General features: G+C 71.9%; 15 protein-coding genes and 1 pseudogene. 11 read left to right on the top strand and 5 right to left on the bottom strand.

Annotation, left to right across the window (positions count from 1 at the left end; all coding sequences use genetic code 11):
- Nucleotides 1–123 precede the first annotated feature (123 nt).
- On the top strand, nucleotides 124–924 hold the full coding sequence (locus ACFXJ5_RS38200; protein WP_384642117.1) for an SAM-dependent methyltransferase: 801 nt from the start codon (nucleotides 124–126) through the stop codon (nucleotides 922–924).
- Nucleotides 925–937: 13 nt separating this feature from the next.
- On the opposite strand, the gene ACFXJ5_RS38195 is transcribed toward ACFXJ5_RS38200, so the two are convergent.
- On the bottom strand, nucleotides 938–1639 hold the full coding sequence (locus ACFXJ5_RS38195) for an SDR family oxidoreductase (RefSeq protein WP_384642114.1): 702 nt from the start codon (nucleotides 1637–1639) through the stop codon (nucleotides 938–940).
- Between the two features lie 242 nt (nucleotides 1640–1881).
- Between ACFXJ5_RS38195 and ACFXJ5_RS38190 the strand changes: the two genes are divergently transcribed.
- Nucleotides 1882–3840, top strand: coding sequence for a glycoside hydrolase (locus ACFXJ5_RS38190; RefSeq protein WP_384642112.1), 1959 nt, complete (start codon nucleotides 1882–1884; stop codon nucleotides 3838–3840).
- A 22-nt stretch (nucleotides 3841–3862) separates the two neighbouring features.
- On the opposite strand, the gene ACFXJ5_RS38185 is transcribed toward ACFXJ5_RS38190, so the two are convergent.
- Complete coding sequence (locus ACFXJ5_RS38185) at nucleotides 3863–4477, bottom strand: TetR/AcrR family transcriptional regulator (protein ID WP_384642109.1); 615 nt, start codon at nucleotides 4475–4477, stop codon at nucleotides 3863–3865.
- 174 nt (nucleotides 4478–4651) lie between these two features.
- Here ACFXJ5_RS38185 and ACFXJ5_RS38180 point away from each other — a divergent pair, with 174 nt between their 5' ends.
- The 8 genes from ACFXJ5_RS38180 (at nucleotide 4652) to ACFXJ5_RS38145 (ending at nucleotide 16327) form a co-directional block, all read left to right on the top strand.
- The gene (locus ACFXJ5_RS38180) at nucleotides 4652–5566 is read left to right on the top strand and encodes an ABC transporter permease (protein ID WP_384642107.1); all 915 of its coding nucleotides are present in this window, start codon (nucleotides 4652–4654) and stop codon (nucleotides 5564–5566) included.
- A 19-nt stretch (nucleotides 5567–5585) separates the two neighbouring features.
- Nucleotides 5586–6365 carry an ABC transporter ATP-binding protein gene (locus ACFXJ5_RS38175; RefSeq protein ID WP_384642174.1) on the top strand — a complete coding sequence of 260 codons (780 nt, stop codon included), beginning with the start codon at nucleotides 5586–5588 and terminating at the stop codon, nucleotides 6363–6365.
- Nucleotides 6366–6680: 315 nt separating this feature from the next.
- Nucleotides 6681–10580, top strand: coding sequence for a Pls/PosA family non-ribosomal peptide synthetase (locus ACFXJ5_RS38170; RefSeq protein ID WP_384642104.1), 3900 nt, complete (start codon nucleotides 6681–6683; stop codon nucleotides 10578–10580).
- Entirely contained in the window at nucleotides 10544–11881 is a 1338-nt protein-coding gene (locus ACFXJ5_RS38165; RefSeq protein ID WP_384642101.1) for a M1 family metallopeptidase, read from the top strand. Before ACFXJ5_RS38170 ends, ACFXJ5_RS38165 begins: the two co-directional genes overlap by 37 nt.
- A gap of 83 nt (nucleotides 11882–11964) precedes the next feature.
- The gene (locus tag ACFXJ5_RS38160) at nucleotides 11965–13110 is read left to right on the top strand and encodes an anion permease (protein ID WP_384642098.1); all 1146 of its coding nucleotides are present in this window, start codon (nucleotides 11965–11967) and stop codon (nucleotides 13108–13110) included.
- A 14-nt stretch (nucleotides 13111–13124) separates the two neighbouring features.
- Nucleotides 13125–13367, top strand: coding sequence for a hypothetical protein (locus ACFXJ5_RS38155; RefSeq protein ID WP_384642095.1), 243 nt, complete (start codon nucleotides 13125–13127; stop codon nucleotides 13365–13367).
- Nucleotides 13368–13376: 9 nt separating this feature from the next.
- Nucleotides 13377–14258 (top strand): polyphosphate kinase 2, encoded by an 882-nt coding sequence (ppk2, locus tag ACFXJ5_RS38150; protein WP_384642092.1) that lies wholly within the window; start codon nucleotides 13377–13379, stop codon nucleotides 14256–14258.
- A gap of 77 nt (nucleotides 14259–14335) precedes the next feature.
- Entirely contained in the window at nucleotides 14336–16327 is a 1992-nt protein-coding gene (locus ACFXJ5_RS38145) for an ArnT family glycosyltransferase (RefSeq protein WP_384642090.1), read from the top strand.
- A gap of 89 nt (nucleotides 16328–16416) precedes the next feature.
- On the opposite strand, the gene ACFXJ5_RS38140 is transcribed toward ACFXJ5_RS38145, so the two are convergent.
- The 3 genes and pseudogenes from ACFXJ5_RS38140 to ACFXJ5_RS38130 form a co-directional block, all read right to left on the bottom strand.
- On the bottom strand, nucleotides 16417–16848 hold the full coding sequence (locus tag ACFXJ5_RS38140) for a VOC family protein (RefSeq protein ID WP_384642086.1): 432 nt from the start codon (nucleotides 16846–16848) through the stop codon (nucleotides 16417–16419).
- 15 nt (nucleotides 16849–16863) lie between these two features.
- A pseudogene (locus ACFXJ5_RS38135) lies at nucleotides 16864–17094 on the bottom strand (hypothetical protein); the annotation flags it as partial.
- 25 nt (nucleotides 17095–17119) lie between these two features.
- Nucleotides 17120–17923, bottom strand: a complete 804-nt coding sequence (locus ACFXJ5_RS38130; protein ID WP_384642083.1) for a methyltransferase domain-containing protein — start codon at nucleotides 17921–17923, stop codon at nucleotides 17120–17122.
- 29 nt (nucleotides 17924–17952) lie between these two features.
- On the opposite strand from ACFXJ5_RS38130, the gene pdxR reads away from it, so the two are divergent.
- Nucleotides 17953–19437, top strand: coding sequence for a MocR-like pyridoxine biosynthesis transcription factor PdxR (gene pdxR, locus ACFXJ5_RS38125; protein ID WP_384642080.1), 1485 nt, complete (start codon nucleotides 17953–17955; stop codon nucleotides 19435–19437).
- Nucleotides 19438–19592 lie beyond the last annotated feature (155 nt).

Genomic DNA, 19592 nt, shown 5'->3' with positions numbered 1-19592 from the left:
CGGGCCTGTGCTCGGCCCGTTCCCGGACAGTGCGCTGAATGTCATCAACTGGCAGTACAAGAAGGGCGGTCAGCCCCTATCTTGTGATGCCTCGCACCACCACGGCACCTGGGAGCAGGCCCCTTGAACCAGCGGACCGGCAGCAGAATCGACGCCACCAGACCCCATGCCGCCCGGATCTGGGACTTCTGGCTGGGCGGCAGAGACCACTACCCCGTGGACCGGGAGGTCGGCGAACGGATCCTCGGGCTTCACCCCGGCATCAGTGACGTCGCCCGCGCCGGCCGCGCCTTCCTGGGACGGGCGGTACGGCATCTGGCCGCCGACGCGGGCGTGCGGCAGTTCCTCGACATCGGCACCGGTCTGCCCACCGCCGACAACACCCACCAGGTCGCCCAGCGCGTGGCTCCCGACGCCCGCGTCGTCTACGTCGACAACGACCCCCTCGTCCTGGTCCACGCCCGCGCCCGCCTCGTCGGCACCCGCGAAGGCGTCACCGACTACGCCCTGGCCGACCTCCGGGACCCCGAGGCGATCCTCGAATACGCCGCCCGCACCCTCGACTTCACGCGCCCCGTCGGGCTCCTGCTGATCGGCGTCGTCATCTTCATCGGCGAGGACGAGGATCCCTACGGTCTCGTACGCCGCCTCATGGACGCCCTCCCGTCCGGCAGCTTCCTCGCCCTGTCCCATACGGTCACCGGCCCGGGTCTCGACGACGTGGACGCCGCCGCCGCCTTCTGGAACGAGCGCGGCACCCCCCGGGTCACCCTGCGCACCCCCGCCGGCGTCGCGCGCTTCTTCGACGGGCTGGAACTCCTCCCGCCGGGCGTCGTCCCCTGCTCCCGCTGGCAGCCGGAGGAAACGCCCGACGGCGGCCCGGCGGACGTCGGCCTTCACGTCGGCGTGGGGCGCAAGCCGTAGTCGGCCGGACGGCTCACACCGGCTGACCGATCGGGCGTACGACCAGGGTGTTGACGTCGACGCCGCTCGGCTGGTTGATCGCCCACACGATGGCGCCGGCGAGCTGGTCGGCGGTCAGGAGTCCGCCCTCGGGAAGCCCGCCCAGGTCGTCCCAGAAGGGGGTCTCCACGCGTCCCGGCGCGATCAGCGTCACGCCGATGCCGTCGGCGGTCACCATGCGCCGGGTGTTCTCGGCGAGTCCGGTCACCGCCCATTTGGTCGCCCCGTAGACGTTGCCCGGGGTGTTGACGAAGCCGGCGACGCTGCCGACGAGGACGATCCGCCCGCGCGTCTCCTTGAGGGCGGGCAGGGCGGCCCTGATGAGCAGCGCCGGCCCGAGCACATTGGTGAGGACCATCTCGCGCCATCCGGCGGGGTCGCCGTCGGCCAGGGTGCCGTCGATGGCGAAACCGGCGTTGGCGACGACGGTGTCCAGCCGCCCGAACTCCTTGACGGTCGAGGCGACAGCCGCCTCCACCGCGTCGTTGTCGGCGGCGTCCCCGGGGATGGCGAGGAGGTTGTCCGGGCGGCCGAGGTCCTCGGCGAGCCGGTCGAGTCGGTCCCGATTGCGTCCCGTGACGGCGACACGATGGCCCTGGTCCAGCAGTTGCCGGGCCGCGGCCGCCCCGATTCCGGTGGAGCCGCCCGTGATCAGTGCAACAGGTGAGTCGGTCATGCGGCCGACCCTAGGAGCTGGAGTTGACTCCATGTCAAGGCACGGGATTCCGCCGCGGTCGGCCCGCGTTGGCGCAAACATTCGCGCAAACATTCGCGAACACGTTCGCGGACACATTCGCGAACACAACTGACCAGTTCCCAACGGCCGGTGCCGCCAGGTGTATTGACAGGTGCACACCTTGAACTCGACACTCACGCACGCCCGCACATGTTCGCGCAAACATCGGATGGGACACCGTGATGCCGTACACCTCCCCGCTCCCCGGAAAACCGGCCCGCAGGTGGTCACCGGACAGGTGGTCGCCACGCCGGCTGCGCCTGCTGGCGCTGGCCGCGCTCCCGCTCGTCGCCTCCGCCCTCACCGCCGGCCCGCTGGCCGCGGAGGCGCAGGCCGCCACCTCGGCGGCCGCCCTCGTCACCACCCAGGCGCAGACCGTCGACGGCTTCGGCGCCTCCGGTGCCTGGTGGGTCAATGACCTCGCCGGCTTCTCGTCCACCGCCAAGAGCCAGGTCGGCAACCTCCTGTTCGACGCATCCGGCCTGGACCTGAGCATCTACCGCTACAACATCGGCGGCGGCGGTACCGGCGTCACCAACCCCACCCGGGCCCCGCAGACCCTCCAGACCTCCGTCGGGAGCTACGACTGGACCCGTGATCCCGGTGGCAGCTACTTCCTGCAGTCGGCCTCCGACCACGGCGTCCCCACCCTCATCGGCTTCGTCAACAGCGCCCCCAAGGCCTGGACCAGCAACGCCCAGAGCTGCGGCGGCACCCTGGTCTCCGGCACCGAGTCCGCGTACGCCACCTACCTCGCCGACATCACCGCCCACTGGGCCTCGAACGGCGTCACCCTCGACTACCTCAGCCCCATGAACGAGCCCGACAGCTCCTTCAGCGACTGCGGCCAGGAGGGCATGGCCGTCCCCGTCTCACAACGCGCCGCCCTCATCAAGGCCCTCGGCTCCACCCTGGCCTCCCGCTCCCTGACCTCCACCGGCATCATCGCCGACGAGACCAGCCAGACCAGCTCCTTCGTCACCAACACCCCCACCTGGATGAACGACTCCACCGCCGCCGGCTACGTCAGCGCGCTCGCCCACCACACGTACGACTTCCCGGGCGACACCGCCCTCCGTAAGGTCGCCGCCGTCGGCAGCACCTACAACAAGCCCCTGTGGGCCAGCGAGATCTGCTGCCAGAAGTCCGGGACCAGCGGTTGGGGCCAGCAGTACGACCCCACCATCGACGGCGGCCTCGACCTCGCCAACTACGTCTACCGCGACTTCACCCTCGCCAACGACCGTTCCTTCCAGTGGTGGACCGCCCTGTCCTCGGTCATCGGCTGCGACGTCGGCACCGACTCCTCCTGCGCCGGCAAGGTCAACACCTCCGGCTGGAACGACGGCCTCATCTACTACGACCCGAGCTACGCCACCGACGGCAACCAGTCCCTGTACATGACCAAGCGCTATTACGCCCTGGCCCAGTACAGCAAGTACGTACGACCAGGAGCCGTCCGTTACGACATTTCCGGCGCCCCGGCCGGAGTCCAGACCATGGCCTTCTGGAAGGACGGCGCCTGGACCGTCGTCGCCTCCAACACCAACTCCGCCGCGTCGAGCCTCACCCTGGACACCAACAGCGGCGCGCTGACCCCCACCGCCACCCATCGCACCAGCGCCACCGAGAGCCTGGCGAGCGTCACCAACCCCACCATCAGCGGCTCCGTGCTCACCGCCTCGCTCCCCGCCCGCAGCGTCACCACCTTCCAGCTCGCGAGCGCCGGCGCCCCCGGGAGCGGCGCAAGGACCAGCACCAGCACCCTCGTCGGCGCCCAGTCCGGCAAGTGCCTCGAGGACCCGTCGTACTCGACCACCAACGGCACTGTCGTCGACATCTACACCTGCAACGGCGGCACCAACCAGAACTGGACCCTCACCGCCGCCGGCGAACTGCGCGGCTACGGCAACAAGTGCCTGGACGCCTACTCCCAGGGCACCGGCAACGGCACCGTCGTCGACATCTACACCTGCAACGGCGGCGCCAACCAGAAGTGGACCGTCACCGACGGCGGCAGCGTGGTCGGCCGGCAGTCCGGCCTCTGCCTCGACGTCACCGGCCAGGCCACCGCCAACGGATCGCCCCTGGAGCTGTACGCCTGCAACGGCGGCGCCAACCAGAAGTGGACCCGCGGCTGACCGCGGGGTGCGGCGGTGGGCCTCAGCCCGCCGCCGCGCCCAGGGCCGCCACGGTGCCGGTGGCCAGCTGGTTCAGGTAGCCCTTGGACAGCGGGGCGCGCATGACGGCGAGGCGCCAGTACAGCGGCCCCGTGATGAGGTCGAGGGCGAGATCGACGTCGGTACCGGGGCGCAGTTCGCCCCGGGCGACGGCGGCGCGGACGATGGCCTCGGCGATGCCGCGCTGGGTGCCGCGCAGTGCTTCCTGCAGGGCGCAGGCTATGTCGGGGTTGCGCGCGGCCTCCGCGAGGAGATCAGGGATGATCTGGGAGGCGACGGGGTGCCGGAGAGCGCGGGCGATGACTTCCAGGAGCGTACGGACGTCGCCGAGGAGACTGCCGGTGTCGGGGGCCGGGACACCCAGGGCGGCCACGGCGGAGACGACGTCGAGGACGAGGGGGAGCTTGGAGCGCCAGCGGCGGTAGACGGCGGCCTTGCCGACGCCGGCGCGGCGGGCGATGCCCTCGATGGACATGCGGCCGTAGCCGACGGCGGCGAGCTCGTCGAAGACGGCGGCGCGGATGGCCTCGGTCACGTCGTCGCGGAGCACGGCGGCGCCCGCCGGGGTGCGACGTGGGGATGGGGTCTCCGGTGCCATGCCCATGAGAGTAGCGTGAGGAGAGGACGGAACGGTTGCGTTCCGTCGGTCCAGTGGGCTAGCGTCGGCGCTGCGACGATACGGATGACGGATCTGATCCGTCCGCCGGTCCGGCCGGTCGGCCGCTCGTCGCCCCCTCTCGGCTTTCTCTGCCTCGCACGAAAGGCACCCCACGTGAGCCTCCACCTCGACGAGTCCCCCGCCGCGCGGCTCGCTCCCGATCAAGGGCTGAGCGCGCAGGAACTGGCAGCCAAGTACGGTCTGGCCGTCAGCGGGGCCCGTCCGCACCTGCGAGAGTACGTGCGCCAGCTGTGGGCGCGCAGGCACTTCGTCACCGCGTACTCGCGGGCCAAGGTGCACGCCCAGTACACCCAGGCCAAGCTGGGCCAGCTCTGGCAGGTCATGACGCCGCTGCTGAACGCGGCCGTCTACTACCTGATCTTCGGCCTGCTGCTCGGCACCAGCCGTGGTGTCGACGACTACATCCCCTTCCTGGTGACGGGGGTGTTCATCTTCACCTTCACCCAGTCCTCGGTGCTCGCCGGCGTGAGGGCGATCTCCGGCAACCTGGGGCTGATCCGGGCGCTGCACTTCCCCAGGGCCTCCATGCCGGTGGCCACCACCCTCATGCAGCTTCAGCAGTTGCTGATGTCCATGACCGTGCTGATCACCATCGTCATCATGTGGGGCGAGGTGCCCCGCCTGTCCTGGCTGCTCGCCATCCCCGCCCTGCTCCTGCAGAGCATCTTCAACGCCGGTATTGCGATGGCCATGGCCCGGCTCGGCAGCAAGATCACCGACCTGGCCCAGCTGATGCCGTTCATCCTGCGCACCTGGATGTACACCTCCGGCGTCATGTACAGCATCAGCGCGAAGCTCGGCGACGCCCCGTACATCGTCAAGGTGCTGCTCGACGTGAATCCGGCCGCCGTCTACATCGACCTGATGCGGTTCGCCCTCATCGACAGTTTCACCGCGGCCCAACTGCCCTCGCACGTCTGGGTCCTGGCGGCCGGCTGGGCGCTCCTCGCGGGCGTCGGCGGCTTCATCTACTTCTGGAAAGCCGAAGAGGAGTACGGCCGTGGCTGAGACGAAGACCGAAGAGAGCATGCCGACCGTGACCGACGAGCGGATTCCGACCGTCATCGTGGAAGACGTGCACATCGTCTACCGGGTGCACGGCGCCGGCGGTGCCAAGGGCGGCGCGGTCACCGCGCTCCGGCGGATCGTCACCCGCCAGGGCAACCCCAACGTCCGCAAGGTGCACGCCGTACGCGGGGTCACCTTCACCGCGTACAAGGGCGAGGCCGTCGGCCTCATCGGCTCGAACGGCTCGGGCAAGTCGACCCTGCTGCGGGCCGTCGCGGGCCTGCTGCCCGCCGAGAGTGGCAAGGTCTACACGCAGGGCCAGCCCTCGCTGCTCGGCGTGAACGCGGCCCTGATGAACGACCTGACGGGCGAGCGGAACGTCATCCTCGGCGGCCTCGCGATGGGCATGACCCCGGAGGAGATCCGCGACCGCTACGACGACATCGTCGACTTCTCCGGCATCAATGAGAAGGGCGACTTCATCTCCCTTCCCATGCGCACCTATTCGTCCGGCATGGGGGCCCGCCTGCGGTTCTCCATCGCCGCGGCGAAGAACCACGACGTCCTCATGATCGACGAGGCCCTCGCCACCGGCGACCGCAAGTTCCAGAAGCGCTCCGAGGAACGCATCCGCGAACTGCGCAAGGAGGCCGGCACGGTCTTCCTGGTCAGCCACAACAACAAGTCGATCCGCGACACCTGCGACCGGGTCATCTGGCTCGAATCCGGGAGCATCCGCATGGACGGCCCGACGGAGGAAGTCGTAGGGGCGTACGAGGAATTCACCGGCCAGAAGTAGGGCGTACGGAGTGGGTTTCGCCACAAACGGACGGCTGACGCCGGGTCCGGCCACCTGACGGGTGGCGGGCCCGGCGTCGTGCGTGAGCAGGGGGAATGCCGGTCGGGGACGGTCCGGGCGACGGCGCGGCGGCAGCGGGCGCGCGACGCTCACAACAGGCGAGCCCGGTTAACGCTGGGTAAACTTCCTGTTCGCCGTGCGCGGAGCGGGGGTTCGCAGCGCACTCCACACGACCGACGGAGAGTGAGAGATGCGTCCGAACCAGCCCGGCCTCCACCCGATCGAACCCGTGGCGGCCGATCCGCGGGACGTCGTATGACCGTGACGACCGAGTCCACGACGCTGTTCGAATCGCTGCTGGACGAGACACCCGCCCCGGCCGTCTTCACCGCAGGCGCCGCCGCTCCCGAGCGCACGCTCCTCGACATCCTCGACACCACCGCCCGCGATCACCCGGACGCACCAGCCATCGACGACGGGACCGCGCCGCTGACGTACCGCGGGCTGCTCGCCGAGGTCGAGGCGCTCCGGCTGACCCTGGCCACCGCCGGGATCGGCGTCGGCGACCGCGTCGGCGTACGCGTCCCGTCCGGGACCGCCGACCTGTACGTGGCGATCCTCGCCGTGCTCGCGGCGGGCGCCGCATATGTTCCCGTGGACGCCGAGGACCCGGACGAGCGGGCCCGGCTGGTCTTCTCCGAGGCCGCCGTGAGCGCCGTCATCGGCGCAGGGCGGGAGATCACCCCCCTCGGCCTGCCGGGCGGGGCCGTGGACCGCCGCCCCGGGCCGGACGACGACGCCTGGATCATCTTCACCTCCGGCTCCACCGGCAAGCCCAAGGGCGTGGCCGTCACCCACCGCAGCGCCGCCGCCTTCGTCGACGCCGAGGCCGGGCTCTTCCTGCCGGAGCAGCCGCTGGGTCCCCGCGACCGTGTCCTGGCCGGGCTGTCCGTGGCCTTCGACGCCTCCTGCGAGGAGATGTGGCTGGCCTGGCGGCACGGCGCCTGCCTCGTCCCGGCCCCCCGCTCCCTGGTACGCACCGGCCTCGACCTGGGCCCCTGGCTGGTCGAGCAACGCATCACGGCCGTCTCCACCGTCCCCACCCTGGCCGCGCTCTGGCCCGCCGGGGCGCTGGACGCCGTACGCCTGCTGATCTTCGGCGGCGAGGCCTGCCCGCCAGAGCTGGCCGAGCGCATGGCCGTCCCCGGCCGCGAGGTCTGGAACACCTACGGCCCCACCGAGGCCACCGTCGTCGCCTGCGCCGCGCCCCTGACCGGCGTCGGCCCGGTACGCATCGGCCTGCCGCTCGACGGCTGGGAGCTCGCCGTCGTGGACACCCGGGGCGAGGTCGTGCCCCTGGGCGGGACCGGCGAGCTGGTCATCGGCGGCGTCGGCCTCGCCCGCTACCTCGACGCCGCCAAGGACGCCGAGAAGTACGCCCCGCTGCCCGCCCTCGGCTGGGACCGCGCCTACCGCAGCGGCGACCTGGTGCGGGCCGAGGAGGAAGGCCTGCTCTTCGTCGGCCGGGCCGACGAGCAGATCAAGCTCGGCGGCCGCCGCATCGAGCTCGGCGAGATCGACGCCGCCCTGCAGGCCCTGCCGGGCGTCGCGGGCGCCGCGGCGGCGGTCAAGGCGACCCAGGGCGGCAACCAGCTCCTGGTCGGCTACGTCGTCGCCGACGACGGCTTCGACCAGCCCGACGCCCTCGCACGCCTGCGCAAGGAGCTGCCGGCCGCGCTCGTGCCGCTCCTGGCCGTCGTGGACACCCTCCCGACCCGCACCTCCGGCAAGGTGGACCGGGCCGCGCTGCCGTGGCCGCTGCCGAACCTGGACACCCCGGAAGAAACGGTCGAGCTCACGGCCACCGAGGCGTGGCTGGCGGAGCAGTGGGGCGACATCCTCGGCACCGCGCCCACCACCCCGGGGGCGGACTTCTTCGCCGCCGGCGGCGGCAGCCTCGCCGCCGCGCAGCTGGTGTCGCGGATCCGGGAGCGCTACGCGGCCGGGTCGGTCGGCGACATCTACCAGAACCCGGCGCTCGGGGCCCTCGCCCGGACCCTGGAGGCGTCCTCGACGGGCGCCGGCCTGGAGGCCGGGGAGGTACGGCCGGTGCCGCGCCGGACCGGCGTGGCGCAGACGCTGCTCATGCTGCCGCTGCTGAGCGTCGCCGGGCTTCGCTGGGGCGTGGCCGCGGCGGCGGTCAACAACCTGCTCGCGCTGCCCTGGGCGCCGACCGTGTCGTGGTGGTGGGTGGCGCTGGGCTGGCTGCTCGTGGTGAGCCCCGCCGGGCGGATCGTCATCGCGGCGGGCGGTGCCCGGCTGCTGCTGCGAGGCCTGCGCCCGGGGACGTATCCGCGCGGCGGCAGCGTCCACCTGCGGCTCTGGACGGCGGAACGCCTCGCCGAGCTGAGCGGCGCCACCGGTCTGGCCGGGGCCTGGCTGACGTACTACGCGAGGGCGCTCGGCGTCCGCGTCGGCGAGGACGTCGACCTCCACGCCCTGCCGCCGGTGACCGGCATGCTGCGGCTCGGCAAGGGCTGCGCGGTCGAGCCCGAGACCGACCTGTCCGGGCACTGGCTGGACGGCGACCGGCTGCACATCGGCGCCATCCGGATCGGCGCCGGCGCCACCGTCGGCGCCCGCAGCACCCTCTTCCCCGGCGCCCGGATCGGCAAGCGGGCCGAGATCGCCGCCGGATCCGGCGTGACCGGGGCCGTACCGGCGGGCGAACGCTGGGCGGGCGTCCCGGCGGCGCGCCAGGGCAAGGCCAACCGCAACCGCCCCGAGGGCCGTCCGCCGCGCCGGCGCCGCTGGATCGCGGTCTACACCCTCACCTCGCTCGCCCTGAGCCTGCTGCCCGCCCTGGCCGCGCTGCCCGGGGTACTGGTGATCGGCGCCTTCGTACGCGGCCGGGCCGGTCTCGGTGACGCGCTGACCGCAGCCCTGGCCGCCGTGCCGCTCGCGACGGCCGTCGCCATGATCGCCTACGCGGCTCTCGTCCTGGCCGGCGTACGGCTGCTGGCCGTCGGCCTGCGCGAGGGCCACCACCCCGTCCACGGCCGCGTGGCCTGGCAGGCGTGGGCGACCGAGCGGCTGATGGACATGGCCCGGGTGCACCTCTTCCCGCTGTACGCGAGCCTGTTCACGCCGGTGTGGCTGCGGGCGCTCGGCATGAAGGTGGGGCGCCGGGTCGAGGCGTCGACCGTGCTGGCGCTGCCCACCATGACGACGGTCGGCGACGGGGCCTTCCTGGCCGACGACACCATGATCGCGTCGTACGAACTCGGCGGCGGATGGCTGCGGATCGCCGAGGCACGTATCGGCAAGCGGGCCTTCCTCGGCAACTCCGGGATGACGGCTGCCGGGCGGTCCGTGCCCAAGCGCGGCCTGGTCGGTGTGCTGTCGGCGACGCCCAAGCGGGCCAAGGCGGGCAGCTCGTGGCTGGGCATGCCGCCGATGAAGCTGCCCCGGGCCGCCGAAGCGGCCGACGCCAGCCGTACCTTCGACCCGCCGAAGCGTTTGATGTGGGCGCGGGCGGTGGTCGAGCTGTGCCGGATCGTGCCGGTGATGTGCGGCGTGGCGCTGGCCGTGCTGGCGCTGGCGGCCTTCGAGTTGCTGGCCGTCCAACTGGGGCTCGCCCTGGCGGTGCTGTGCGGCGGGGCGCTGCTGCTGGCCGGGGGAGTGGTGGCCTGCGTGACCGCGATCGCGGCGAAGTGGCTGCTGGCCGGGCGTTTCCGGGCCGTCGAACACCCGCTGTGGTCCTCCTTCGTGTGGCGCAACGAACTCGCGGACACCTTCGTGGAGGTGCTCGCCGTGCCGTGGCTGGTCGGCGCGACCGTGGGCACGCCGCTGATGAACCTGTGGCTGCGCGGGCTCGGCGCCCGGGTCGGACGCGGCGCGTGGTGCGAGACGTACTGGCTGCCGGAGGCCGACCTGGTCACCATCGGCGTCGGGGCGAGCGTGAACCGCGGCTGCGTCGTGCAGACCCACCTGTTCCACGACCGGATCATGCGCATGGACAATGTTGTCCTCGGTGAGGGCGCGACTTTGGGCCCGCACGGCATCGCGCTGCCCGGCGCGGTCATCGGCGAGCGGGCCGCGGTCGGCCCCGCCTCGCTGGTGATGCGCGGGGAGATCGTGCCCGCCGGCACCCGCTGGCTGGGCAACCCGATCACGGCATGGACCACGGAACAGGCGGAGGACGCGCAAGGGTGACGGATTCGTACCTGCCGCAGCACGGCGACAGCGGCTACCGGACCACGGATTACGACCTGGAACTGGACTACCGCCCGCACTCCGGCCGGCTCTCCGGCCGGGCCAGGATCACCGCCGTCGCGGAACGCTCCCTGTCCGAAGTCGCCCTCGACCTCGGCCCGTTCCGTATCGACCGGGTCCTGGTCGACGGCGCCCGCCCGGCCCGCTACACCCACCGCGCCGACAAGCTCCGCATCCGCCCGGCCCGCCCGCTGCGGGCCGGGTCCCCCTTCACCGTCGAGGTCCGCTACACCGGCGTCCCCAAGCCCGTCCGCACCCGCGACTGGGGCGACCTCGGCTGGGAGCACCTGGAGGAGGGCGCGTTGGTGGCCTCCCAGCCGATGGGCGCCCGCTCGTGGTTCCCGTGCAACGACCGCCCGGACGACAAGGCCGCCTACCGGATCGCGGTGACCACCCCGTCGCCGTACACCGTCGTCGCCAACGGTTCGCTCGTCTCCCGTACGATCAGCTCCTCCACCACCACCTGGGTCTACGAGCAGCCCGCCCCCATGGCCAGCTACCTCGCGACCGTCCAGATCGGCCCGTACGAACTGGTCGAGGTGGAGGGCGCCGGAGCGGTGCCGCAGCCCGCCGCGGTGCCGCGCCGGCTGATGGGCCGCTTCGAGCACGACTTCGCGCGCCAGCCGCAGATGATGACCGTCTTCACCGACCTCTTCGGCCCCTATCCCTTCGACGACTACGCGGTCGTGGTCGTCGACGAGGAACTGGACGTGCCCGTCGAGGCCCAGGGGCTCTCCATCTTCGGGGCCAACCACGTCGACGGCCGGCGCGGCAGCGAGCGCCTGGTCGCCCACGAACTGGCCCACCAGTGGTTCGGCAACAGCCTCACCCTCGCCGACTGGCGCCATATCTGGCTCAACGAGGGCTTCGCCAAGTACGCCGAATGGCTCTGGTCCGAATTCTCCGGCGGCCCCTCGACCGCCGCCCACGCCGCCAAGTCCCGGACCCGGCTCTCCCTCATGCGCCAGGACATCCGCATCGCCGACCCGGGCCTGCGCCGCCTCTTCGACGACCGCGTCTACGAACGCGGCGCCCTCACCCTGCACGCCCTGCGTACGGTCATCGGGCACGCGTCCTTCGTGGCGCTGCTGCGGGAGTGGACGGCCACGTACCGGCACTGGACCGTGACGACCGAGGAGTTCACCGCCCTCGCCCAGCGGCACAGCGCGCACCCGCTCGACGGGCTGTTCCGGATGTGGCTGTACGACACCAAGCTGCCGGCGCTGCCGCAACCCCGCTGAGTTGATTCGCCCTTGAACGCCGCGTGGACGGAACTTCACACGGGCTTCGTCCGGCGTATGCCGGGGGCTGCTTGGCTCTCGGCATGGAGCACATCACTTTCCTCGTCGCGGTAGTGATCGTCACCGCTCTGGCCTTCGACTTCACCAACGGCTTCCACGACACCGCCAACGCGATGGCCACCTCCATCGCCACCGGCGCGCTGCGCCCCAAGGTCGCGGTCCTCATCGCGGGGGTCCTCAACATCGTCGGGGCCTTTCTGTCCACCGAGGTCGCCAGGACCATCTCCGGCGGCATCGTCGACGACACGCTGGTCACCCCCGGAATGATCTTCGCGGGGCTGGTCGGCGCCATCCTGTGGAACCTCGTCACCTGGCTGCTCGGCCTGCCCTCCAGCTCGTCGCACGCCCTCTTCGGCGGCCTGATCGGCGCCGTGTGGGTCGGGGCGGGCGAGCAGGGTGTGCACTTCGACAAGGTTGTCGAGAAGATCCTCGTCCCGGCGGTGGCATCGCCCATCGTGGCCGGGCTCGCGGCGCTGTTCGCCACTTATCTGGCGTACCGGCTCAGCAGCCGGGCGCGTGGTGAGTCGGTCACGCGCGGCTTCCGGCTCGGGCAGATCGCGTCCGCGTCGCTGGTCTCGCTCGCGCACGGCACGAACGACGCGCAGAAGACCATGGGCGTCATCACCCTCACCCTGATCTCCGCCGGGTCTCTCGGGGCCGATGCCGGGCCGCCGCCGTGGGTGATCGCGTCGGCGGGGCTGGCCATCGGCCTGGGCACGTACATCGGTGGCTGGCGGATCATCCGCACCATGGGCAAGGGCATCACCGACATCCAGTCCCCGCAGGGCTTCGCCGCGGAGACCGCCTCGACCGCCGTGATCCTGACCTCCGCCCACCTGGGCTTCGCGCTGTCCACCACGCAGGTCTGCTCCGGTGGCATCCTCGGCGCCGGGCTGGGCAGGCGGCTGGCCGAGGTGCGCTGGAGCACCGCCGGGCGGATGGCGGTCGCCTGGCTCGTCACGCTGCCCATGGCGGGGGCCGTCGGCGCGGTCGCGGCGGGCGTGGTCGTGCACGGCGGCACGTTCGGCACGATCCTCATCGCGGTGGCGGCCATCGCGGTGGCCGTGGGCATCTACCTCGGCTCGCGTCGCAGCCCGGTTCACGCGCACAATGTCAACGACCACCACCACGTCGCCATGCGCCCGCAGCCGGCCGGCGTCGGCGTCTGAGAGAGGTACACACCATGACTCTGGACTGGAGTGCCCTCGGTCAGGTCACCGTCGTGAGCATCGGGGCGACCGTCGCGGTCGTCGTGGTCTTCACCCTCGGGGTACTGGCGCTCTCGCGCCGGGAAGAGTCAACCGGGGGCGGCAGCACCGGCGGCAGCGGCGCTGTCGCGCTGGCAGGCGCGGGACTGTGCTTCCTGGTCTGCGCAGCCGCCGTCCTGTACGGGCTCTACCTGATCATCCCCCAGTTCCACGGCTGAGGAGGGCCCATGTTCGATCTGCTGCAGCAGGGCATGCGGGTGGACCACACCGACATCGACGACCCGATCCTGGTCAACCCCGACGGCACCCCCGTGGACACGTGGCGGGAGAACTACCCCTACGCGGCCCGGATGAGCCGGCCCGAGTACGACCGGCACAAGCGGCTGCAGCAGATAGAGCTGCTGAAGCTGCAGTACTGGGTCAAGGAGACCGGCCAGCGGATCGTCATCGTCTTCGAGGGCCGCGACGCCGCAGGCAAGGGCGGCACCATCAAACGCTTCACCGAGCACCTCAATCCGCGCGGCGCCCGCGTCGTCGCCCTGGAGAAGCCCACCGAACGCGAGCGCGGACAGTGGTACTTCCAGCGTTACGTCCAGCACCTGCCGACCGCCGGTGAGCTCGTGCTCTTCGACCGCTCCTGGTACAACCGGGCGGGCGTCGAGCGGGTCATGGGCTTCTGCGACGACGACGAGTACCGGCAGTTCATGGCCCAGGCGCCCACCTTCGAGCAGATGCTGGTGGACGACGGCATCCACCTCATCAAGCTCTGGTTCTCGGTCTCCCAGGGCGAGCAGCGCACCCGCTTCACCATCCGTCAGGTCGACCCGGTCCGGCAGTGGAAGCTCAGCCCCATGGACCTGGCCTCACTGGACAAGTGGGACGACTACACCGCCGCCAAGGTGGCGATGTTCCGCGCCACCGACACCGAACACGCGCCCTGGACCGTGGTGAAGAGCAACGACAAGAAGCGCGCCCGGGTGGAGGCCATGCGCAGCGTCCTGGCCCGGTTCCCGTACCCCGACAAGGACGACGAGGTCGTCGGGGTACCCGACCCGAAGATCATCGGCGCGGCGGCCACCCTGCTGGAGGCCGGCGAGGACGCCTCTTAGAACCTTCTCACGCACAGCACAGGCCGCACATAGACATGTCAAAGAGTCGCCTCAGCGGGCTGTCCCATGCTCAGGTCATGACTACTTTGACGCACCCGCCGCACAGTGCGGCCGATACCGAAGCCCGCGACCCGCGGACCGGCAGCCCGCGCTGGGTGCGGCCCGCCGTGCTGGGCCTGCTGCTCGGCACGCTGGCGCTGTATCTGTGGGACCTCAGCGCCTCGGGCTGGGCCAACAGCTTCTACTCCGCCGCCGTACAGGCGGGCAGCGAGAGCTGGAAGGCCTTCTTCTTCGGCTCCTCCGACGCCTCCAACTTCATCACCGTCGACAAGCCCCCCGCCTCCCTGTGGCCCATGGACCTGTCGGTCCGGATCTTCGGCCTCAGCTCCTGGTCCATCCTCGCCCCCGAGGCGCTGATGGGCACGGCGGCGGTCGGCGTGCTCTACGCGGCCGTACGACGCCGCATCGGCCCGGGGGCCGGGCTGATCGCGGGCGCGGCGCTGGCGCTGACCCCGGTGGCGGCGCTGATGTTCCGCTACAACAACCCCGAGGCGCTGCTGACGCTCCTGATGGTCTGCGCCGTGTACTGCACCCAGCGCGCCACCGAGCAGGCCCGCACCAAGTGGCTGCTGCTGGCCGGGGTCTGCGTCGGCTTCGGCTTCCTGACCAAGACCTTCCAGGCCTTCCTGATCCTGCCCGCCCTCGCGCTGGTCTACGGAGTGTGCGCGCCGACCCGGCTGCGCCGCCGCCTGTGGCAGCTCGCGCTGGCCCTGGGTGCGATCGTGGTGTCCGGCGGCTGGTGGGTGGCGATCGTCGAGCTGTGGCCGGCGTCCTCACGTCCGTACATCGGCGGGTCGCAGGACAACAGCTTCCTGTCGCTGACCTTCGGCTACAACGGCTTCGGCCGGCTGACCGGCAACGAGACCGGCAGCATGGGCTCGACCGGCAACTCCAGCCCGACCGGCATCTTCCGGATGTTCACCAGCGAGATGGGCGGCGAGATCTCCTGGCTGCTGCCCGCCGCGGTGATCCTGCTGGTCGCGGGCCTGTGGGTGACGCGGCGCGGCGGCCGCGCCGACGAACGGCGCTCCGCGCTGCTGCTGTGGGGTGGCTCGCTGCTCTGCACGCTCGCGGTCTTCGACTTCATGAGCGGCATCTTCCACGCCTACTACACGATCGCCCTGGCCCCCTACATCGCGGCGCTGGTGGGCATGGGCGCCGGCCTGCTCTGGCAGGAGCGGCGGAGCATCGCGGTCTCCTCCGTGCTCGGCGGCGCCGTCGCGGTGACGGCCGTCTGGTCGTACGTCCTGCTGGGCCGGGCCTCGGGCGACTCGTACACCTGGCTCCGCTGGGTGGTGCTGCCCGCCGGGCTGATCGCGGCGGCCGGCATCGTCGTGGCGAGCCGCCTGAACCGGCGGCTGGCCCTGGCGGCCGCCTCGCTGGCAGTCGTGGCCTCGCTGGCCGGCCCCTTCGCGTACACCCTGACGACGGTGAGTACCGCGCACACCGGCGCCCTGCCGACCGCGGGCCCCAGGACGGGCGGCATGGGCATGGGCGGTGGCGGCGGCCGGCCGGGCGGCGCGGGCGGCGGCGGTAGGGCGCCGCAGGGCCAGACCGGTACGGGTACGGCGCCGCAGGGCCAGGGCGGCACCACGGGTACGGCCCCGACCGGGCAGCAGGGCGGCGGCATGGGCGGCGCCGGCGGAGGCAACGCCCTGCTCAGCGGCGTCACCGTCAGCTCCGAGATGACGACGCTGCTGAAGACCGACGCGAGCTCCTACACCTGGACCGCCGCCACGGTCGGCTCCACCACCGCCGCGAGCTACCAACTGGCCGGCGGGGCACCGGTGATGGCGATCGGCGGCTTCAACGGCACGGACCCGGCACCGACACTCGCGCAGTTCAAGCAGTATGTGGCCGAAGGAAAGATCCACTACTTCATCGACGGCGGCAGCAAGACGAGCGGCAGCACCACGACCACGGCATCACAGATCACCGCGTGGGTGGCCGCGAACTACACAAAGACGACCGTGGGCACCACGACGGTCTACGACCTGAGCGGCAACTGACGGTACCCCGGCGCGACGCCGGATCCGCCTGACCGGCGCCATGGACTCCACGGCGCCGGTCAGGCGCGTGCAGCCGTCCGCCACGAACGTCAGTCGGCCGCGACGGACGTCCCGCCCCATTCCTCCGGGGCGACGTCCGCGAGCGTCTCGGAGAACGTCCACTGATGGCCCGCAAGGTCCTCGGCGGCGTACTGCCGCTCGCCGTACTCGAAGTCGGTCGGCTCCATGACGATGCGTGCGCCGTGCTCCCGGGCTCGTTCGCAGTGGGCGCGGGCGTCCTCCACCCGCACCATCACCGAGTGCGTGACCTCGCCGGGGCGCGGCGGCCGGCGTTCGTGGCGTACATCCCCGATGATCACGGCGCCGTCTCCGTAAGCGAGTTGCGCGCGGTGGTCCTCGCCGATCCGCACCCGCTCGACGAACCCGAAGGCCGCGCCGAGCCAGGCGACCGCGTCGCGCACATCGGGATAGATCAGAACGGGGATGACCGTCGACGCCGGGATGGAGCGATTCGGCTTCATGGCTGACTCCAGACGTTACCTGTGGCGCAGCATACGTTCCGGGTCGCCGCCCCACACGGGACCCGGCCGGGAGAGGCGCAGTCTCGCGAGAACTACTCCCAGCGTTTCGCGCAGCGTCGCGGTGAAGTCGAGCCGCGTCGCCGCGAGCGAGGGACCGGCGTCGTAGGCGGCCGGCATCGCGGCCGAGGGCTGGGCGCGGGTCCACACGGCGCCGGTGACCATGACGGCGGCGCCGGCGAACCGCGTCGAGTCCTGCTTGCCGTGGCTGCGCTCACCGCCTGACGGCGCGTGCCTTGAAGTACGTGTAGTGGAAGGTGCCGCCCTCCTCGGCCGTGCGGCGCAGCCCGGCGATGCCCCGGTCCCATTCGGCCGGGGTGCCGAGGCCGGCGGCCAGCGCGTCGTCCCGGACGGATTCCATCACCGCGATGAACGTCCTGCGGGTGAAGCCCTCGACCAGCGCCGGGCGGGTCCGGTCGGCGTAGACCGTGCGAGGGCGCACGACGATGTCGTCGTATCGGGCACCGGACAGGAGCGGTTGCAGCTGCCGCCCGATCAGCGCGTTGCCCCCGGCGGCGGACTGCAGCCGGGCCTGGTGGGCGATCGCCGCGTGGGCGTCCGGGTCGTCGGGGTGGAAGAACGCCGAACCGTGGTCGCCCTCGATCACGGTGATGGTGCCGCCGGGCCGCAGGACGCGCCGCAGTTCGGCCAACACCCGCGGCGGCTCGGCGAGATGCTCCAGGACGAAGCACACGAAGACGTGGTCGAAGGACTCGTCGGCGAACGGCAGGTCGTAGAGATCGGCGTGACACCACTCCACATCCGCCAGGCAGGCTGCCGCGCGGGAGCGGGCCTGCGCGAGGGACCCGGCGTTGTGGTCGACCGCGACGATGTGTGCCCCCGGACTGGCCGCGGCCAGATGCACCGTCTGGGCGCCCACCCCGCAGCCGGCCTCCAGGACCCTGCTGCCCGCGGGGTAGGAGGTGTCCTGATGCAGCAGTTCCGCGAGGGTGTCGGCCTGATCTGCCAGGCGGCGGGCTTCGGTTGACGAGTAGCCGTGGACGTAACTCATGCTCATGCGGCTCAGCGTGGCGGCATAATGGACTGATGAACAGGTCCAATGGTGATGCCTCCGACCGGTCCATAACGGCCGGCGCCACCGGGTCCGACTTCCTCCAGCTCGACATGGCCGACGCGCCGCCCGGCGGGCTGTCCGACTGGCTGGCCCGGCACCTCCGGATGGCGATCGCGGACGGCCGGCTGCCGGTGGGGAGCAGGCTGCCGGCCACCAGGGTGCTGGCCGGTGAACTGCGCGTATCGCGTGGCGTGGTCACCGAGGCCTACCAGCGGCTGACGGAGGACGGGCAGGTCGCCGGGCGCGGCCGCGCCGGCACGGTGGTCGTCGCCGCTCCGGTGGTACCCCTGGAGTCCGCTGCTGTGCCGCTGACCGCCGGGCCGTTCACCGCCCGGCCCGGCGCGGACGTCTTCGACACGTTGCGGACGGCGCCGGCCCGGATCGACCTGTCGCCGGGCGTGCCCGACCTGGCCGCGTTCCCGCGAGCGGCGTGGCTGCGTGCCGAACGGTCCGTATTCGCGGACCTCTCGGCTTCCGGGCTGGGCTACGGAGACTCCCGGGGGACCCCGGAGTTGCGCCGCGCCGTCGCCAACTGGCTGGCCCGCAACCGGGGGATCAGGGTGGATCCGGACGAGGTGATCATCGTCGCCGGCACCGCCCAGGCGCTCAGTCTGCTCGCCGGGGTGCTGCACGGCACCGGGATCCGCGAGATCGCGGTGGAGGACCCCGGGTCCCTCGGGGCCCGTCAGCAGCTGAGCATCGGGCAGTTGGCCACCCCGCCCGTCCCGGTCGACGCCGAAGGCATACGGGTCGAGGACCTGCGGGCCACCGGCGCCCCGGGCGTCCTGCTCACCCCGGCCCACCAGTTCCCGACCGGCGTGGTCCTCGGCGGGGAGCGGCGCCGGGAGCTGATGCGCTGGGCCGGCGAGGGCGGACTGGTCATCGAGGACGACTACGACGCCGAACACCGCTACGACCGCCCCCCGGTCCCCGCCCTGCGCGCGATGCTCGCGGAACGCGTCTTCTACGCCGGAAGCGTGTCCAAGCTCCTCGCCCCCGCCCTGCGTACCGGATGGCTCCTCGCCCCGCCGCCGTATCGCGACGCCCTTCTCGCCGCCAAGCGCTTCGCCGACCTCGGCAACGCCGCACTGCCGCAGCTGGTGCTGGCCCGGCTCATGGAATCCGGCGAGCTGGAACGCCACCTGCGCCTCCTGCGCCGCCGCCATCGCCGCCGCCGGGACGCGATGACCGAGGCGATCCGGCAGCACCTCCCGGACGCCGTCGTCCACGGCGCGGCGGCCGGCCTGCACCTCATGGTGACCATCGACGCGGCCTGCGCCGACACCGACCTCGCGGCGGCCGCCCTGGCGCGGGGCGTCAAAACACAGCCCTTGTCCTGGCACACCCAACGCCCGCACCGCCCGGGACTGGTGCTCGGCTACGCCGCGAGCTCCCCGCCCGACATCGCCGAGGGCATCGCGATCCTCGGCGACCTGCTCCGTGCGGTCGTCCGCTAGGCCCTGTCGTCAAAATCCCGCCTGTCCCGCGACGCCTGGCACGGCGCCTCGCTGCGTTGCCGAATCGCCCGAGTAGCCCACTACGAGGGCGAATCTCCGCCTTGCGATGCACCGCGCCAGACGCCGCGGGACCCGCCCTCCGGGCGGCCGGCGCC

The sequence above is a fragment of the Streptomyces sp. NPDC059373 genome, assembly GCF_042751495.1.
Lineage (GTDB): Bacteria > Actinomycetota > Actinomycetes > Streptomycetales > Streptomycetaceae > Actinacidiphila.
This window is presented reverse-complemented; position numbering and strand designations above follow the sequence as displayed.

Coding starts and splice junctions, on each gene's coding strand:
- ACFXJ5_RS38195 (WP_384642114.1), bottom strand. CDS start 1,639: ATGACCGACTCACCTGTTGCACTGATCACGGGCGGCTCCACCGGAATC.
- ACFXJ5_RS38190 (WP_384642112.1), top strand. CDS start 1,882: ATGCCGTACACCTCCCCGCTCCCCGGAAAACCGGCCCGCAGGTGGTCA.
- ACFXJ5_RS38185 (WP_384642109.1), bottom strand. CDS start 4,477: ATGGCACCGGAGACCCCATCCCCACGTCGCACCCCGGCGGGCGCCGCC.
- ACFXJ5_RS38175 (WP_384642174.1), top strand. CDS start 5,586: ATGCCGACCGTGACCGACGAGCGGATTCCGACCGTCATCGTGGAAGAC.
- ACFXJ5_RS38170 (WP_384642104.1), top strand. CDS start 6,681: ATGACCGTGACGACCGAGTCCACGACGCTGTTCGAATCGCTGCTGGAC.
- ACFXJ5_RS38165 (WP_384642101.1), top strand. CDS start 10,544: ATGGACCACGGAACAGGCGGAGGACGCGCAAGGGTGACGGATTCGTAC.
- ACFXJ5_RS38160 (WP_384642098.1), top strand. CDS start 11,965: ATGGAGCACATCACTTTCCTCGTCGCGGTAGTGATCGTCACCGCTCTG.
- ACFXJ5_RS38155 (WP_384642095.1), top strand. CDS start 13,125: ATGACTCTGGACTGGAGTGCCCTCGGTCAGGTCACCGTCGTGAGCATC.
- ppk2 (WP_384642092.1), top strand. CDS start 13,377: ATGTTCGATCTGCTGCAGCAGGGCATGCGGGTGGACCACACCGACATC.
- ACFXJ5_RS38145 (WP_384642090.1), top strand. CDS start 14,336: ATGACTACTTTGACGCACCCGCCGCACAGTGCGGCCGATACCGAAGCC.
- ACFXJ5_RS38140 (WP_384642086.1), bottom strand. CDS start 16,848: ATGAAGCCGAATCGCTCCATCCCGGCGTCGACGGTCATCCCCGTTCTG.
- ACFXJ5_RS38130 (WP_384642083.1), bottom strand. CDS start 17,923: ATGAGCATGAGTTACGTCCACGGCTACTCGTCAACCGAAGCCCGCCGC.
- pdxR (WP_384642080.1), top strand. CDS start 17,953: ATGAACAGGTCCAATGGTGATGCCTCCGACCGGTCCATAACGGCCGGC.